Annotated in this window: 11 protein-coding genes; all 11 read right to left on the bottom strand. The window is 66.7% G+C overall.

Features of this window, described 5'->3' with window-relative positions:
- Positions 1–18 precede the first annotated feature (18 nt).
- Entirely contained in the window at positions 19–669 is a 651-nt protein-coding gene (gene pdeM, locus KBW98_RS04100; RefSeq protein ID WP_211518860.1) for a ligase-associated DNA damage response endonuclease PdeM, read from the bottom strand.
- The gene (locus KBW98_RS04095) at positions 666–3,128 is read right to left on the bottom strand and encodes a ligase-associated DNA damage response DEXH box helicase (RefSeq protein WP_211518859.1); all 2,463 of its coding nucleotides are present in this window, start codon (positions 3,126–3,128) and stop codon (positions 666–668) included. Before KBW98_RS04095 ends, pdeM begins: the two co-directional genes overlap by 4 nt.
- 7 nt (positions 3,129–3,135) lie before the next feature.
- On the bottom strand, positions 3,136–4,770 hold the full coding sequence (locus KBW98_RS04090; RefSeq protein WP_211518858.1) for an ATP-dependent DNA ligase: 1,635 nt from the start codon (positions 4,768–4,770) through the stop codon (positions 3,136–3,138).
- The gene (locus KBW98_RS04085; protein WP_211518857.1) at positions 4,763–5,836 is read right to left on the bottom strand and encodes a ligase-associated DNA damage response exonuclease; all 1,074 of its coding nucleotides are present in this window, start codon (positions 5,834–5,836) and stop codon (positions 4,763–4,765) included. Before KBW98_RS04085 ends, KBW98_RS04090 begins: the two co-directional genes overlap by 8 nt.
- A gap of 15 nt (positions 5,837–5,851) precedes the next feature.
- The gene (locus KBW98_RS04080; RefSeq protein ID WP_211518856.1) at positions 5,852–7,561 is read right to left on the bottom strand and encodes an ATP-dependent DNA helicase RecQ; all 1,710 of its coding nucleotides are present in this window, start codon (positions 7,559–7,561) and stop codon (positions 5,852–5,854) included.
- 642 nt (positions 7,562–8,203) lie between these two features.
- On the bottom strand, positions 8,204–9,781 hold the full coding sequence (gene ahpF / locus KBW98_RS04075; RefSeq protein WP_211518855.1) for an alkyl hydroperoxide reductase subunit F: 1,578 nt from the start codon (positions 9,779–9,781) through the stop codon (positions 8,204–8,206).
- Between the two features lie 162 nt (positions 9,782–9,943).
- On the bottom strand, positions 9,944–10,507 hold the full coding sequence (gene ahpC / locus KBW98_RS04070; RefSeq protein WP_211518854.1) for an alkyl hydroperoxide reductase subunit C: 564 nt from the start codon (positions 10,505–10,507) through the stop codon (positions 9,944–9,946).
- A gap of 249 nt (positions 10,508–10,756) precedes the next feature.
- Complete coding sequence (locus KBW98_RS04065) at positions 10,757–11,977, bottom strand: hybrid sensor histidine kinase/response regulator (RefSeq protein WP_211518853.1); 1,221 nt, start codon at positions 11,975–11,977, stop codon at positions 10,757–10,759.
- Positions 11,974–12,579: a chemotaxis protein CheB gene (locus tag KBW98_RS04060; protein ID WP_211518852.1), complete on the bottom strand. Its 606-nt coding sequence runs from the start codon at positions 12,577–12,579 to the stop codon at positions 11,974–11,976. Before KBW98_RS04060 ends, KBW98_RS04065 begins: the two co-directional genes overlap by 4 nt.
- Positions 12,576–13,406, bottom strand: a complete 831-nt coding sequence (locus KBW98_RS04055) for a protein-glutamate O-methyltransferase CheR (RefSeq protein WP_211518851.1) — start codon at positions 13,404–13,406, stop codon at positions 12,576–12,578. The genes KBW98_RS04060 and KBW98_RS04055 overlap by 4 nt, the downstream gene beginning before the upstream one ends.
- 17 nt (positions 13,407–13,423) lie before the next feature.
- Positions 13,424–16,900, bottom strand: a complete 3,477-nt coding sequence (locus KBW98_RS04050) for a response regulator (RefSeq protein ID WP_211518850.1) — start codon at positions 16,898–16,900, stop codon at positions 13,424–13,426.
- Between the last annotated feature and the right edge of the window lie 54 nt (positions 16,901–16,954).

The raw sequence follows: 16,954 nt of genomic DNA, 5'->3' as shown, positions 1-16,954 counted from the left end.
ATGAAAGGGGTCGGTACGCTATCGAACGCTGTGGACGGCCTCGCCGGAAGTGACGTAGATGCTGTCGCCCGCCTCCGGCCGGATCGCATGCCCGCCGGTAAAGGAACCGAAGGACGGCAGGATCATCCGCTCGCGTCCGACCACGAAGCAAGGCAGGCGCAGCGCGTCGGAGCGGGTGGCCAGCACATAGACGGGGTGGATGTGCCCCGCCAAGGCGTAGCCCGGCACATCCATGTCCGGGTGATGGCAGAACGCAAACGGCCCGATGGTATACGGCTCGTCGACCAGCGCGATGTCGAGCGCCGCCGCCGGGTCGCCCGCGTGCAGGTCGTGGTTGCCGCGCACCAGGGTCAGGTCCAGGTGAGACTGGCGGTGGCGCCAGGCCAGCATCGCCTGCTGGGTGGAGCTGGCGTGGGAGGCGCGCGCGTGCAGGAAGTCGCCCAGGAACATGATGTGGCGGGTGCCATGGGCGGCGACCAGGAAGTCCAGCCCGGCCAGGTTTTCCGAAGTGGTCCCGCGCGGCACCGGCACCCCCTGGGCGCGGAAGGCGGCCGCCTTGCCGAAGTGGATGTCGGCGATGATCAGCATGCGCTCGGCCGGCCAGAACACCGCCTTCTCCGGCAATAGCAGCAGCTGTTCGCCCCCGACTTTCACCATCGCACCGCTCATGCCGCCGCCGCCTTCTCCAGTTCGCGCACCATGCGCGCCACCCGGTCGGACAGCTTCTCGCTGCTGACCTTCTCGCGGTAGCGCTCCACCATCAGGGTAAACCCGAACGGCGTGGCGCGCTTCACGCCGCACAGCACGATGCGGCGCGCGTGCAGGCCGTTGAGGGTGTCGCGCAGGCGGGTCAGCTCCAGTTCCTGCTCCATCACCTCGCGCTGGGCCTGGGTGAGCAGCAGGTTGCCGGCGTCGTGCTTGCGGAACACCTCGAAGAACAGCGAACTCGATGCCTGCAGCTGGCGCGCCGACTTCGGCTGGCCCGGATAGCCCGAGAACACCAGGCCCGCGATGCGCGCCACCTCGCGGAAGCGCTGCTGGCTCAGCTGGGTCGCGTTCAGGCTTTCCAGCACGTCCTCCAGCAGGGTCGCCGTGTCGAACAGGGCGACCTCGGCCCCGGTCTCGCCCGCGAACACCGCGTCCCAGTCCACGGGTTCGGGCGCCAGCAGCTCGAAGCCGTAGTCGTTGACGGCGATCGAGAAGGTGATCGGCCGCGTGCGCGCGATGCGCCAGGCGAACAGCGAGGCCAGGCCCATGTGCACGGCGCGCCCGCCGAAGGGATAGACGAACACGTGCCAGCCTTCGCGGCTCTTCATGTGTTCGATGACCAGGACTTCGGGCGTGGGTAGCGCCGACCAGCGCTCCTGGATTTCGATCAGCGGGCGCAGCGCCTTCATCTCCGGTCCCTCGTAGACGCCTTGCGAGGCCAGGCGCAGCTCGGCCAGCGCGGCGTTCGCCAGTTCGGCCGACATCGGCAGCTTGACGCCCTGCCAGCGCGTGATGGCCCCGCGCTTGCCGGTGGCGCGCTTCACGAAGGCCGTCATCTCGTGCACCCGCACGAATTCCAGGATGCGCCCGCCGAACAGGAAGTGGTCGCCCGGTTTCAGCCGGGCGGCGAAGGATTCCTCGACGCTGCCGATCCGCCCGCCGCTCATGTACTTCACCTGGATGCTGGAGTCGGACACGATGGTGCCGATCCCCATCCGGTGGCGCCGTCCGATCGTGGCGTCCGGCACGCGGTACACGCCCTCCTCGTCCGGCAGCACGCGCCGGTATTCCGGGTACACGGTCAGGCTCTGGCCGCCGCGCGCGACGAAGTCCAGCGCCCACTGCCATTCCTCTTCGGTCAGGTTGCGGTAGGACCAGGCCTGCTTCACCTCCTCGTGCAGCGCGCGCGACTCGAAGCCGCCGCCCAGCGCCACCGTCACCAGGTGCTGCACCAGCACGTCGAAAGGCTTGTTCGGCACGTAGCGGCCTTCGATACGGCGCGCCGCCACCGCCTTCTTGGCGCCGGCCGCTTCCAGCAGCTCGAGGCTGTTGGTCGGCACCAGGGTCACGCGCGAAACCCGTCCCGGCGCGTGGCCGCTGCGTCCCGCGCGCTGCAGCAGGCGCGCGATGCCCTTGGCGCTGCCCACCTGCAGCACGCGCTCGACCGGTAAAAAGTCCACGCCAAGATCCAGGCTGGCGGTGCAGATCACGGCCTTGAGCACGCCGTTCTTCAGGCCCAGCTCCACCCACTCGCGCACCTCGCGGTCGAGCGAGCCGTGGTGCAGCGCGATCACGCCGGCCCAGTCGGGACGCGCCTCCAGGATGTTCTGGTACCAGATCTCGGACTGGGCGCGGGTATTCGTGAACACCAGGGTCGCCTCGTGCCCCTCGATCTCCTTGATGACGGGCCCCAGCATCTGCATGCCCAGGTGGCCGCCCCAGGGAAAGCGCGACACCGGGTCGGGGATCAGGCAGTCGACCACGATCTTCTTGCGCTGGTCGCCCTCGACCAGCACGCCGTCGTCACCGCCCAGCAGCACCTGGCGCGCCAGGTCGAGGTCGCCCATGGTGGCGGACACGCCCCAGACCAGCAGCTGCGGGCGCCAGCGGCGCAGCCGGGCCAGGGCCAGCTGCACCTGCACGCCGCGCTTGCTACCCATCAGTTCGTGCCACTCGTCGATGATGATCATGTCGAGGTGGCGAAACTGCTCCTGGGCCGCCGCGTGGCTCAGCATCAGCGACAGGCTCTCGGGCGTGGTCACCAGCGCCGCCGGCATGCTGCGCGTCTGGCGCGCCCGCTCGGCGGAACCGGTGTCGCCGGTGCGCGCGCCGACCCGCCATTCGGGCAGCAGCACGGCGGTGGAATCCTCGAGTGCGCGCTGGGTGTCGGCGGCCAGCGCGCGCATCGGCGTGATCCACAGCACCCGCAGGCCGGCCGTGCGCTTGCCGGTCTCCAGCCCCGCGCGCTGCAGGGCCGCGAACCAGACCGCGAAGGTCTTGCCGGCGCCCGTGTTCGCGTGCAGCAGGCCGGAGTGGCCGGCCAGGGCCGCGTCCCAGACGGCGCGCTGGAAGGGAAAGGCCTTCCAGCCCTTCTCCGCGAACCACGCCTTCATGCGCTTGGTCACCTCGTTGGCGCTCATGGCCGGTTCATCCGCCAGCCGCGGCCAGCAGGCCTTTCAGGATGTCGAGGGTGTCGGCTTCCTCCACCGGCTTGTCCTCGCGCCGGCGCAGGATGCGCGGGAAGCGCACCGCGATGCCCGCCTTGTGCCGCGGTGACAGGGCGATGCCCTCGAAGCCGATCTCGAACACCATGGTCGGCTTGACCGAGCGCACCGGGCCGAACTTTTCAATGGTCGTACGCCGGATCACGTTGTCGACCTGGGCGATCTCGGCGTCCGTCAAGCCGGAATAGGCTTTCGCGAAAGGCACCAGGCGGCGCTCCTCGCCCTCCCCGTCCCACACGGCGAACGTGTAGTCGGTGTAGAGCGACGCGCGCCGGCCGCTGCCCGGCTGGGCATACAGCAGCACCGCGTCCACCGTATAGGGATCGATCTTCCACTTCCACCAGGTGCCCACGTCCTTGGTGCGGCCCACGCCGTAGCGCGCCCCGCGCGCCTTGAGCATCATGCCTTCCACGCAGCGCTCGCGCGAGGCAGAGCGCAGCGCCGCCAGCTGCTCCCAGCTGGCGGCGTGGACCAGCGGCGACAGACGCAGCTGCGGCTGCTCCGCCTTTGCCACCTCGGTCTCGAGCAGCGCGCGGCGTTCATGCTGCGGCAGGCCGCGCAGGTCGACGCCGTCCAGCTCGAGCAAGTCGTAGCAGCACAGCACCGCAGGCAGTTCGGCCAGCAGCTTGGCGGACAAGGTCTTGCGGCCGATGCGTTTCTGCAGGTCGGCGAAGGGCGCGGGCGCGTCGGAACCCGGCTGCCAGATCAGCACTTCGCCGTCCAGCACCGTCCCTTCCGGCAGGCGCACCGCCGCCAGCTCCGGAAAGCGTTCGGTGATCAGGTCCTCGCCGCGCGACCACAGGTAGCTCTGGCCGCCGCGCCGCACCAGCTGGGCGCGGATGCCGTCGTACTTCCACTCCACCAGCCAGTCGTCGACTTCGCCCAGCGTCGCGGGCTCGCCCTGCAACTGGTGGGCCAGGAAGAAGGGATAGGGCTGGCCGCCGCGCAGCTGGTGTTCGGCGTCGGTCTGTTCCGCGATCAGGCTGAGGAAGCCGGCGGCGGTAGGCTGCACGCGGCCGTCGGTCCAGCCCATCAGGCGCTGGGCGATCAGCTTGCTGTCCACCGCCGCGATGGCGGCCAGGGCGCGCGTCACCAGGAGGCGCGACACGCCCACGCGGAAGCCTCCGCCGATCAGCTTGATCAGCAGGAAGCGCTCGCGCCAGTCCAGTTCATCCCAGTAGCTGAACAGGGCTTCGCGGATGCGGCTGGGGTCGGCGCCGCGCAGGGGCGCGATGCGCTGCTCCATCCATTCGGCCAGGCCGATGTCGGACTGCCTGGTCGGCGCCGGCAAGATGTGGGCGATGGTTTCGGCGAAGTCGCCCACCGCGTGGTACGACTCGTCGAACAGCCAGTCGTCGAGCGCCGCGTACTCGATGGCGAACTGGCGCAGCAGCTTGGTCGGCACGGCCTGGCGCGGCTTGCCGCCGGCCAGGAAGTACACCGCCCAGGCGGCGTTTTCCGGCGTGGCGCGCGAAAAATACTGCTGCAGGGCGTCCAGCTTGCGGGTGGTGGAGGTGGTCTCGTCGAGGTCGGCGTACAGGCGGGCGAATTCACGCATCGGCTTCGCCTCCCCCGTCCTCCTTCGCTTCCTTCGCAGTTTCCTTATGGGCCGCCGCGCCGGGAGGCGGCGTCGCTTCGTCCTCTTCCTCGTCGCCGTACTCGGTATTAAAGCCCTTGGCGTCCAGCCCGTTCTGGCACAGCCAGCGCACCATGGTCGGAATCGAACCGTGGGTGACGATCACCTGCTCCGCCTCGGTCGCCTTGATGGCGCTCATCAGGCCGGGCCAGTCGGCATGGTCGGACAGCACGAAGCCGCGGTCCACGCCGCGCCGCCGGCGAGCGCCGCGCAGCAGCATCCAGCCGCTGGCGAAGGCATCGCTGTAGTCGCCGAAGCGCTTCATCCAGGGCGAGCCGCTGGCGGATGGCGGTGCCACCACCAGCGCGCGCCGCAGCGCGGCCTTGTCCACTTCGCTGACCATGAGCGTCGGCGGCAGGTCGACGCCTTCCGCGCGGTAGACCTTGTTGAGCGGTTCGACCGCGCCGTGGCAGACGATCGGACCGATCGACGGGTCGAGCCCGGCCAGGATGCGCTGGGCCTTGCCGAAGGCGTAGGCGAAGACCACGCTGCAGCGGCCTTCGTCGGCGTTCTTGCGCCACCAGCGGTTGATCTCGTCCATGATGGTTTCTTCGGTTTCCCAGCGGTAGATCGGCAGGCCGAAGGTCGATTCGGTGATGAAGGTGTCGCAGCGCACCGGCTCGAAGGGCGCGCAGGTCGGGTCCGGCCCCACCTTGTAGTCGCCCGAGGCGACCCAGACTTCGCCGCCGCATTCCATGCGCACCTGGGCCGAGCCCAGCACGTGGCCGGCGGGGTGCAGGGAGATGGTGACGCCGTTATGGGTGATGCGCTCGCCGTATTCCAGCCCGTCGACCGTGATGTCGCCCAGGCGCGACCTGAGCACGCCCACGCCGGAGGCCGCCGCCAGGTAGTGGCCGTGCCCATAGCGCGCATGGTCGCCGTGGGCGTGGGTGATCACGGCGCGGTCGACCGGCCGCCATGGGTCGATGTAGAACTGGCCCGGAACGCAATACAGTCCTTCCCTGCGAACGACGACCATGTCTCCCATGCGTTCCTTTCTCGGTCAGGCCGGTTCCAGAAAATCAGCCAGGAAGGTACGGCTTTCCTGGTCCGGGAATGCCAATGTCACCTGGTCGCCGGCCACGGCGACCACCACGCCTTCGCCATACTTCGGCGCTTTCGCGCGCCCGCCCACGTCGAACTGCGGCCCGCTGGGTTCCGGCTCGGGCTCGCGGTCGAACTCGTCGTCGCGGATGACGATGTCTTCCGTGAGCGCGAGCGCCGGCGGATTCAGGCAGTTGTCGCAGCGGCAGCACTGCTCGAAACCTTCGACTTCATCGCCGAAATAGTCGAGAAGCAACTTCCAGCGGCAAAAACCGCTTACCGCATAGCCTACCATCTGGTCGAGCGCTTCGCGATCGCGTTCCTGCTTCTGGACATAGACCTGGGCCAGGCCGTCGAAGCTGCCGCTGCGCGGCTCGGTCGCGGTGAGGGCGTACTCCAGCTTGCGGTTCTGGCGCAGCAGCTTGCCGTCCTTGAGCAGCTTGAGGCAGACCTTGATGTTCGCCTCGCTGATCTCGTCCAGCTGGGCCTCGATGCGGTCGGCCGTCACCGGCCCGTCCTCGGCCAGCATACGCACCGCTTCGTAGATCGCGCGCAGTTCCTCGGCGCTCGGATAATGCTTCACCAGGAAGAACTGCTGGATGCGCTTGTCGTCCTGCAGGAACAGCAGGGTGCATTCGGCATCCCGCCCGTCGCGCCCGGCGCGGCCCGACTCCTGGTAATAGGATTCGAGGTTGGCCGGGATCTGCAGGTGGATCACGAAGCGGGTGTCGCTCTTGTCGATCCCCATGCCGAAGGCATTGGTGGCGACCATCACGCGCCGCCCGCCGTTCATGAACAGGTCCTGGTTCAGCTTGCGCTCGGCGCTCGGCAGCTTGCCGTGGTAGATGGTGACCGATTCGCCCGCCTGTTCCAGCACCTCGAGCATCTCTTCGGCCGCCTTGACGGTGGCGGCGTAGACGATGCCCACGCCCGCCGTCTCGCGCACCAGCCGCAGGGCTTCCGAATATTTCTCCTGAGCATTCGTCACCTGGACCACGCGGTAGTGCAGGTTCGGGCGGTAGATGCCGGTGTTGATGACATTGATCCTGGGCCGGTTCAGCTGCTTGCCGATGTCCTCGATCACCTCGTCGGTGGCGGTGGCGGTCAGCGCCAGCACCGGCGGCCGGCCCAGCGCCTCGATGGCGGCCCCGAGGCCGATGTAGGCGGGGCGGAAGTCGTGCCCCCACTGCGAGATGCAATGGGCCTCGTCGATGACGACGATGTCGAGCGTGACCTTGCGCAGCACCGCGATGAACTCGGGCGAGACCAGGCGCTCGGGGGTGCAGAACACGATCTCGCAGGCTTCGGTGGCGATGGCTTCGATGGCGCCCTCCTCTTCCGCGGCGCTCAGGCTGCTGTTGACCTGGACCGAGCGAATGCCCAGCTCTTCCAGCTTCTCCAGCTGGTCCTTCATGAGCGAGATCAAGGGGGAGACGACAATCGTGATCCCCTTGAGCATCTTGGCCGGGATCTGGTAGCACAGCGACTTGCCGCCGCCGGTGGGCATGATGGCCAGGGTGTCCTTGCCGTCGAGGACGCTGTCGATGACGCGCTGCTGTCCCTCGCGCAGGTGTTCGATCCCGAACACGGAGCTCAACAGGCGGCGGATGGTATTGCGGCGCACGGCGAGCAGGCCGCGGTGCAGGAGTGTGGGGTCGTGTCGGGTCATGATGGGAGCGATTCTGGCCCTGGCTCCGCGACTCGACTATAGGACACGACCTACCGCAAACGTAGGAAGCCTACTTTTGGCGGTCCCGGCTTAGCACAAGGTGTATTCCTACAATATGACGGAGAATCCGCCGATGCCTGCTGTCGGGTCGGATCGATAGCATGGAACCATCATCCACAGCAAAACCGTACCCGGGAGAACATCATGGCGCGCCATCATCCAATTACGTGGACCGCAGTCCACCTGGCGCTGGCTACCGCAGCCACCTGGCTGCTGCTGGAAACCGAGGCCCTTCCGGGGGCCTTGCTGGTGTTCTTCCACTAACGAGGTATTGTAGCGTCGGGTGACAATGGGTGGTGTCACCCGTGGTCAATCGTGCGCGGGGTGGTTTTCACAAGCCGGCCAGCCTCCTGCCTTTGAATCTACCGTTAGCCTTAAAACCGTCATTCCCGCGAAGGCGGGAACCCAATTCCCATGCGCAGCGACTACGTAGAATCGTAGTGGTAGAGCACGCAAACTTGGGTTACCGCCTTCGCGGGAATGACGGTCTTGGGGTTGGAGGTCCAAACGAAAGCCGGCGCGGCGCAAACAAAAACGCCATCTCCAATGAGATGGCGTTTTTCAGTTCAACAGCCTTTTAACTTACGCAGCCTCGACCGCCACCGGCTTGCGAATGATGTAATCAAACGCCGACAACGCGCACTTCGCTCCATCCCCCGCCGCGATCACGATCTGCTTGTACGGCGTGGTGGTCGCATCGCCCCCCGCGAACACGCCAGGGATACTGGTCGCACCATGGTCATCCACCACGATCTCGCCGAAGCGCGACAGTTCCAAGGTGCCCTTCAGCCACTCGGTGTTCGGCACCAGGCCGATCTGCACGAACACGCCCTCCAGCGGCACCAGGTGTTCTTCGCCGCTGATACGGTCCTTGAAGCGGATGCCGTTGACCTTCTTGCCGTCGCCGACGATCTCGGTGGTCTGGGCATTGGTGTGGATCGTCACGTTCTTCAGGCTTTCCAGCTTGTTGACCAGCACCGCGTCCGCCTTCAGCTGGTGCGCGAACTCCAGCAGGGTCACGTGTTCCACCAGGCCGGCCAGGTCGATCGCCGCCTCGACGCCCGAGTTGCCGCCGCCGATCACCGCCACCCGCTTGCCCTTGTACAGCGGGCCGTCGCAGTGCGGACAGTAGTTGACGCCGGCGTTCTTGTATTCCTGCTCGCCCGGCACGTTCACATTGCGCCAGCGCGCGCCGGTCGACAGGATCACGGTGCTCGACTTCAGGCTGCCGCCGTTGGCGAAGCGCACCTCGACCAGGCCGTCCGGGGTCGCCGGCGGGACCAGCTGGGCCGCTTCCTGCTGCTGCATCACTTCCACGCCGTAGTGGCGCACCTGGGCTTCGAGCGCGGCCGCGAACTTCGGACCGTCGGTTTCCAGCACCGAGATATAGTTCTCGATCGACATGGTGTCGTTCACCTGGCCTCCCATGCGGCCGGTGGCGATGCCGGTGCGGATGCCCTTGCGGGCCGCATACACGGCCGCCGCCGCGCCGGCAGGGCCGCCGCCGATGATCAGCACGTCGTACGGATCCTTGGCGTCGAGCTTGGCGGCCTCGCGGGCGCCGGCGCCGGTGTCGAGCTTGGCGACGATTTCTTCCACGGTGGTGCGGCCGGAGTTGAACAACTCGCCGTTCAGGAACAGGGCCGGCACCGCCATCACCTGGCGCGCCTCGACTTCCTGCTTGAAGGCGCCGCCTTCGATCACGGTGGTCTTGACGCGCGGGTTCAGGATCGCCATCAGGCTTACCGCCTGCACCACGTCCGGGCAGCTATGGCAACTCAGCGACATGTAGACTTCGAAGTTATACTCGCCGTCCAGCGCCTTGATGGTGTCGATGACGTCCTGCTCGACCTTCGGCGGATGGCCGCCGGTCCACAGCAGGGCCAGCACCAGCGAGGTGAACTCATGGCCCAGCGGCAGGCCGGCGAAGCGCAGCTTGGTATCGCTGCCGGCACGCGCCAGCGAGAAGGACGGCTTGCGCGCGTCGTTGCCGTCGTAGCGCACGCTGATCTTGTCGCTGCGCAGGCTTTGGATGGTGTCCAGCAGGTCGCGCATCTGCTTCGACGTTTCGCTGTCGTCCAGGGAAGCGACCATCTCGAAAGGCTGCTGCACGCGCTGGAGGTAGGCGCCAAGCTGGGTTTTCAGTTCAGGTGTGAGCATCGTATTCTTCCTTCTTTGTCGTTCAGCGTTTGATTAAGCAAAGTAGTGAATCTGCCGGTGAGATCGACTAATTTGATTGCCTGGCCTTTCCAGGCGTAAAAAGCTGCGCCAGAAATGAACCGGGCCGCCGCGGCGGCCCGGACAAACTACGGGATGACGCGATTAGATCTTGCCGACCAGGTCCAGCGACGGGGTCAGGGTTTCGGCGCCTTCGGTCCACTTGGCCGGGCACACTTCACCCGGGTGCGATGCGACGTACTGGGCAGCCTTGACCTTGCGCATCAGTTCCGATGCGTCGCGGCCGATGCCGTTGTCGTGCACTTCCATGACCTTGATCTGGCCTTCCGGATTGATCACGAAGGTGCCGCGCAGGGCCATGCCTTCTTCTTCGATCATGACTTCGAAGTTACGCGACAGGACGCCGGTCGGGTCGCCGATCAGCGGGTAGTTCACTTTCTTGATGGCGTCCGAGGTGTCGGCCCATGCCTTGTGCGCGAAGTGGCTGTCGGTCGACACGCCGTACACTTTCACGCCCATTTTTTCGAATTCAGGCTGGAACGCCGCCAGATCTTCCAGTTCGGTCGGGCAGACGAAGGTGAAGTCAGCCGGATAGAACATCACGACCGACCAGGTGCCCTTGAAGTTTTCTTCGGTCAGGTCGATGAATTTGCCGGCGTGGTAAGCGGTTGCCTTGAACGGTTTGATCTGGGTGTTGATGAGGGACATGTAATCTCCTGTTTTGCGGTTGGTGAGTCAATGAAGAGCAGTGTACCGGGCTGCTCATCGTTTGTGAAATTGATTGAAACGATATTCTTGATTGATTTTACCTATCAGTCAAGTATTCCTCCGCCCGTCGATGAAAACGTCATGGGGGAAAGTGAGCCCGGACAGTGTGGACCAAATGCCAGGCGGGCGCAACCGCGGGCCCGATTGACGCCGTGCGGGGCCGGCAGCGTGGCCGCCGTCCCCGGGGAATCACACGCCGCTGGCGGCTTCGGCGAAGGCTTCCTGTTCGGTGCAGGGGAGGTGCAGGCTGAAGGTCGAGCCCTCGCCCGGCTTGCTGGCCACGCGCAGCTCGCCGCCGTGCGACACCGCCAGCTGGCGCGAGATGTACAGTCCCAGTCCCAGGCCCTTCGGCTCGCCGTTGCGCGCGCCGCGCTCGTAGGGTTCGAAGATGCGCTCGATGTCGGTCGCGGCGATGCCCTTGCCCTGGTCGCGCACGTCGACCTGGACCCGGTCGCCGTCCAGCTGCACGCTCACCTCGACCGGCTGGCCGCCGCCGTAGCGCAGCGCATTGGTCAGCAGGTTGACCACCACCTGCTCGATGCGGAATTCGTCCCAGCACCCTACCACCGGATCGTGCGGCACCAGGGTCAGGGTGGTGCCGGTGGACGCCGCCTGCAGGGCCATGTCGCTGACCACCCGCTCCAGCAGGCTGACCAGTTCGACATTGCAGGGACGAATCGACAACTTCCCGCTGCGCATGCGCGAGACGTCGAGCATGTCGTCGATCAGGCGGATCATGGCCTTGATCTGGCGCTCGTCGCGCCGCACCATCGCTTCCATCTGGTCCGGGCTGAAGGCGGCCGCGTTGCCGCGCCGGATCTGCAGGCTGCGCATCTGGGTTTCCAGGAACAGGGTGTTGAGCGGCGTACGCAGCTCGTGCGCCACCAGCGACATGAATTCGTCGCGCATGCGCAGCGAGCGCTGCAGCTCTTCCTGGGTGGCGTTCAGCTCGCGCAGCAGGGTTTCCTGCTCCTGGCGGCTGCGCTCCAGCGCCGCCATCTGGCGCCGCGTCTCGCGCCGCTGCTGGTCGAGCGCGACGAAGACCTTGACCTTGCCGCGCACCGCGTCCGGGTCGAGCGGCTTGTAGAGGAAGTCGACCGCCCCGCTCTCGTAGCCCTTGAAGGCGTAGTTCAGCTCGCGCCCGGCGGCGGACACGAACATGATCGGAATGTGGCGGGTGCGCTCGGTGCCCCGCATCAGGGTCGCCAGCTCGAAGCCGTCCATGCCGGGCATCTGGACGTCGAGGATGGCCAGCGCGAACTCGTGCTCCAGCAGCAGGGCCAGGGCCTGGTCGCCCGAGGCGGCCTGGTAGACTTCGCAGGGCTCGGTGCGCAGCAGCGCTTCCAGGGCCTGCAGGTTTTCCGGCAGGTCGTCGACGATGAGGATCTTGCTAGGGTCTTGGACGCTCATGGTTTCTCCAACAAGGACAGCAGCGTGCGGATGCCGCTGAGTGGCAGCACCAGGTCCGGGGTGCTGCGCCGGATCGCCTCTTCGGGCATGGTGCTGGCCTGGGCTTCGTTCGGTTCCTGCACGACGGTCAAGCCGCCGCAGGCCTTGATGCGGGCCATGCCGTCGGCGCCGTCGTGGTTGGCGCCGCTCAAGAGGATGCCGGCCATGGCCGGGCCGTAGGCGTCGGCGGCGGATTCCATCAACACGTCGATCGCCGGCCGCGCGAAGTGCACGGGCGGCTCGCAGCTGAGCGAGAAACTGCGGTCGGCTTCGATCGACAGATGATAGCCCGGTCCGGCGAAATACACCGTGCCCCCTTCGAGCGGCTCCTTGTCGCGCGCCTCGCGTACCGGCAGCGCCACGCGCGCGGCGAACAGCTCGGCCAGGCGGCTGTCGCGGTCGGCCGGGATGTGCAGGATGCACACCACGCCGGGGCCGAAGGTCTCGGGCAGCGCCGGCAGCAGGCCGATCAGGGCGTCGACGCCGCCGGCCGAGCCGCCGATGATCACCAATTCGAAGCGGCGCCCCTCCAGCACCCGGGCCATATGCGGATCGGCGCTCATGCCGCCACCTTGCGGAACAGGCGCTCGCGCTTGGCGAGCGGCTCGAAGCGTCCGGCGTAGCTGGAAAAGTCGATCGACTCCTTGCTGCCCAGTCCCATGAAGCCGCGGTGGCACAGCGACTCGTGGAACAGGCCCAGCACGCGGTCCTGGAGCTGGCGGTTAAAGTAGATCAGCACATTGCGGCAGCTGACGAAATGGGTCTCGGAGAACACGCTGTCGGTGGCCAGGCTGTGGTCGGCGAAGGTCACGTTCTCCACCAGCGAGCGGTCGAACTTGGCGCCGTCGTAGGCGGCGATATAGTAGTCCGAGAAGGCCTTCCGGCCGCCGGCCTTCTGGTAGTTCTCGGTATACAGGCGCATGCGCTCGAGCGGGAACACGCCGCGCCGCGCCGCTTCCAGCGACTGCGGATTGATGTCGGTGGCGTAGATGATGCTGCGTTCCAGCAGCCCCTCTTCCTTGAGCAGGATGGCGAGCGAATACACTTCTTCGCCGGTGCTGCAGCCGGCCACCCAGATCTTCAGCGAGGGGTAGGTGCTCAGGAAAGGCGCCACCTGCTCGCGCACCGCCAGGAAGTATTCCGGGTCGCGGAACATCTCGGTGACGGGGATGGTCAGGTATTGCAGCAGCTGGGCGAAGCCGTTCGGCGCGTGCAGGACCTTGGCCTGCAGCGCCGACACGGTGTCGCAGCCCATCTCGCGCATCGCCACCAGGACGCGCCGCTTCTGCGAGGCGCCGGTGTAGTCGCGGAAGTCGTAGTTGTACTTCAGGTAGACCGCCTCGACCAGCATGCGCAGTTCGATGTCGAAATCGCTCGGTGGCTTCGTCATGGCTTCGTCATCGCTTGTCAAATCCGCTCCAGGGCCGGCATCCACACGCGCAGCAGCGAGTACAGCCTGGTCAGGTCGATCGGCTTGGCCAGGTAGTCGTTGGCGCCGGCCGCGAGGCACTGCTCCTGGTCGTCCTTCATGGCCTTGGCCGTGATGGCGATGATCGGCAGGCGCTCGAAGCGCTCATCCTGGCGGATGCGGCGGGTTGCCTCCAGTCCGTCCATGCCCGGCATCATGACGTCCATCAACACCAGGTCGATGCCCGGCACCGCGTCGAGTTTCTCGAGCGCCTCGTAGCCGTTCCGGCCCACCTCGACCCTGGCGCCGCGCTGCTCCAATGCACTGGTCAGGGCGAACACATTGCGCACGTCGTCGTCCACCAGCAGGATGGTACGCCCTTCGAACACGCGGTCGCGTCCGCGCACGGCCTTGAGCATGGTCTGGCGCTCGGACGAGAGCTCGGACTCGACCTTGTGCAGGAACAGGGTCACCTCGTCCAGCAGGCGCTCGGGCGAACGCGCGCCCTTGATGATGATCGAGCGCGAGTAGCGCAGCAGTTCGGCTTCCTCGTCGCGCGTCAGGTTGCGGCCGGTGTATACGATCACCGGCGGGAAGGAGCACAGCTCCTCGCCCGACATCCGCTCCAGCAGTTCCCTGCCCTGCATGTCGGGCAGCTTGAGGTCGATGATCATGCAGTCGAAGATCTCCCTGCGCAGCAGGTCCAGGGCCTCGCCGGCGGTGCCCACCGGGGCGATCTCGACGTCGTCGTCGGCGATCAGCTGCACCACGCTCTCGCGCTGGCGCTCGTCATCCTCGACCAGCAGCACGCGCTTGATCTTCTGGCTCGATTTTTCCTGCAGCTTGCGGAACACCTCTTCCAGCTGCTCGCGCGAGGTGGGCTTCAGGGCGTAGCCGATGGCGCCCAGGTGCAGGGCCTCGCCGCCGTTCTCCATGCTCGACACCACGTGCACCGGGATGTGGCGGGTGGACGGGTTGTCCTTCAGTTGCTGCAGCACCGTCAGGCCGGAGCGGTCAGGCAGGCGGACGTCGAGCAGCACCGCATCGGGCTTCTGGCTGGCGGCCAGGGCCAGGCCCTCGTCGGCCGACTGCGCCACCAGGCAGCGGTATTCCATCTCGTGCGCCAGGTCGTAGAGAATGCGCGCGAACTCCGGCTCGTCCTCGACCACCAGCACGGTGCGGCGCCCGTCCGCCTGTTCGTCGCGGTCGTCCGGGAAGGATTCGGCCGGTTCGAACTGCTGGGCCGGCGCGGCCGCCGGCACAGGCATCGCCGCCACCGGCGCAGGCTGAGGGGCCGGCTCGAAGGCGGAGGCCGGGGCCGGGCTGGCCAGCGCCGGCACGCCGCCGCGCGGCAGCTCCAGGGTGAACACGCTGCCCTCGCCCGGGGTGCTGGACACGCTCACGGTGCCGCCCAGCAGACGGGTGAGGTCGCGCGAGATCGACAGGCCCAGGCCGGTGCCGCCGAAGCGGCGGCTGGTGGTGCCGTCGGCCTGGTGGAAGGCGTCGAAGATCTTTTCCTGCTGGTCCTGGGCGATGCCGATGCCGCTGTCCTGCACGCGGAAGGCCAGCATGCCTTCGCTGCCGAGGGCCACCGACAGGCTGACCGCGCCCTTGTCGGTGAACTTGACCGCGTTCGACAGCAGGTTCTTGAGGATCTGTTCGATGCGCTGGCGGTCGGTGTGCAGGGTGGCCGGCACGTCCGGCGCAATATTGACCTTGAAGTCGAGGTGCTTGTGGCGGGCCAGCGGCTCGAAGGTGCGCGCCAGGCCCTCGACCACGCGCCGCACCGGCACGTCTTCCGGCACCAGGTCGAGCTTGCCCGCTTCGACCTTGGAAATGTCCAGGATGTCGTTAATCAGCTGGAGCAGGTCGTTGCCGGCCGAGTAGATCGTGTGGGCGAAGCGCACCTGCTCGTCGGTGAGGTTGCCGCCGGCGTTATCGGCCAGCAGCTTGGCCAGGATCAGCGAGCTGTTGAGCGGCGTGCGCAGCTCGTGCGACATATTGGCCAGGAATTCCGACTTGTAGCGGCTGGCGCGTTCCAGCTCAAGGGCGCGCTGCTGCAGCTGCTCCTGGGCGCCGGTGAGCGCCGCGTTCTTCATGTCCAGCGCCAGGGCCTGCTCGGCCAGCTGGTCGTTGGTGGTGCGCAGCTCGGCCTGCTGGTTTTCCAGCGCGGTCTGCGATTCTTCCAGGGCGCGCGACTGCTCTTCCAGCTCCTCGTTGGCGGTGCGCAGTTCTTCCTGCTGCACCTGCAGTTCCTCGTTCAGGGTCTGGGCCTCTTCGAGCGCGTGCTGCAGGCGCTGGCGGTAGACCACCGCCGCGATCGAGGATCCGACCGCAGCCGCGATCTGCTCCATGAATTCGCGGTCGCGCTCCGTCACCTCGCGCAGGAAGCCGATTTCGATCACGCCCTTGACCTTGCCGTGGTTGTGCACCGGGGCGATGATCAGGGCGCGCGGCGGGGTATCGCCCAGGCTTGAGGCGACCTTGATATAGCCTTCCGGCAGGTCGCGCAGGACCATCAGGCGGTTGTCTGCGGCCGCCTTGCTGGCCAGCGATTCGGACGGCTGGATCACCTTGGCATGGTCGTTGCCGTCGTAGGCGAAGCCGAAGGCGCCGATGCGGCGCAGCACGCCCTCGTCGTTGCGCACATACATGGAGGCCACCGCGCCGTCGAGGTAGCGGGTGACATAGCCCAGCACCGCCTCGGCCAGCGGTTCGAGGTTGTGGATGCCGGCGCTCTGGGTGGCCAGCTCGGTCTGGCCGGTGCGCAGCCAGGTCTGGTGGCGCAGCTCGGCGTTGTGCTCGGCCTCGTGCTCGAGCACCTCGCGGTAGCTGGTCGACAGGCTCACCAGCTGGCGGCGTCCGAACAGGGCCAGGCCGATGCCGACCGCCACGCTGAACACCAGGAAGGTCGCCACCGACCAGAACACGACACGGCGCGCATTCGCATTGCGCTCCTGGAGCAGGCGCGATTCGACCGTGACGAATTCGCTGTAATTACTGCGCACCTCGTCGGTCAGGACCTTGCCGCGGCCGCTGCGCACCGACTCGAGCACGTCCGCGCCGACACGGCGGCGCGCGATCATTTCGGTGGCGTACTGGTTCCACTGCTTCTGGGCGGCCTGGATCCTGCGCAGGCGCTCGGACTGCAGAGGACTGTCCTTGACCAGCTCCGCCAGCGAGCTCAGGCCGTCCTCGACCCGCTGCGATGCCAGCAGGTAGGGCGACAGGAAGGCTTCGTCGCCGGACAGCAGGTAACCGCGCATGCCCGCCTCCATGTCGGAGGACAGCTTGCTGACTTCGTGGGCGTTGCCGATTACCCGTTCCGAGTGTTCGACCCAGTTGAGGACGTTGATCAGGTAGGCGATCAGGGCGACGAACACGACGGCGCTCAGGACGCTCATTCCCAGCGGCAAAGCTACGTTACGGGTGAGAATGCGGCGAAACTCGTTGTTATCGATGGAGGAGCCGGTCATGCGTTTGAGTGTTTGTTAGGAAAAAAATATCCAAAGTGTAACTCAAACAAGATT

This window comes from Massilia sp. ST3, assembly GCF_018119405.1.
GTDB lineage: Bacteria > Pseudomonadota > Gammaproteobacteria > Burkholderiales > Burkholderiaceae_D > Telluria.
This window is presented reverse-complemented; position numbering and strand designations above follow the sequence as displayed.

Bases quoted from the DNA above. Each gene is read 5' to 3' on its own strand.
- pdeM (WP_211518860.1), bottom strand. From the start codon at position 669: ATGAGCGGTGCGATGGTGAAAGTCGGGGGCGAACAGCTGCTGCTATTG.
- KBW98_RS04095 (WP_211518859.1), bottom strand. From the start codon at position 3,128: ATGAGCGCCAACGAGGTGACCAAGCGCATGAAGGCGTGGTTCGCGGAG.
- KBW98_RS04090 (WP_211518858.1), bottom strand. From the start codon at position 4,770: ATGCGTGAATTCGCCCGCCTGTACGCCGACCTCGACGAGACCACCTCC.
- KBW98_RS04085 (WP_211518857.1), bottom strand. From the start codon at position 5,836: ATGGGAGACATGGTCGTCGTTCGCAGGGAAGGACTGTATTGCGTTCCG.
- KBW98_RS04080 (WP_211518856.1), bottom strand. From the start codon at position 7,561: ATGACCCGACACGACCCCACACTCCTGCACCGCGGCCTGCTCGCCGTG.
- ahpF (WP_211518855.1), bottom strand. From the start codon at position 9,781: ATGCTCACACCTGAACTGAAAACCCAGCTTGGCGCCTACCTCCAGCGC.
- ahpC (WP_211518854.1), bottom strand. From the start codon at position 10,507: ATGTCCCTCATCAACACCCAGATCAAACCGTTCAAGGCAACCGCTTAC.
- KBW98_RS04065 (WP_211518853.1), bottom strand. From the start codon at position 11,977: ATGAGCGTCCAAGACCCTAGCAAGATCCTCATCGTCGACGACCTGCCG.
- KBW98_RS04060 (WP_211518852.1), bottom strand. From the start codon at position 12,579: ATGAGCGCCGATCCGCATATGGCCCGGGTGCTGGAGGGGCGCCGCTTC.
- KBW98_RS04055 (WP_211518851.1), bottom strand. From the start codon at position 13,406: ATGACGAAGCCACCGAGCGATTTCGACATCGAACTGCGCATGCTGGTC.
- KBW98_RS04050 (WP_211518850.1), bottom strand. From the start codon at position 16,900: ATGACCGGCTCCTCCATCGATAACAACGAGTTTCGCCGCATTCTCACC.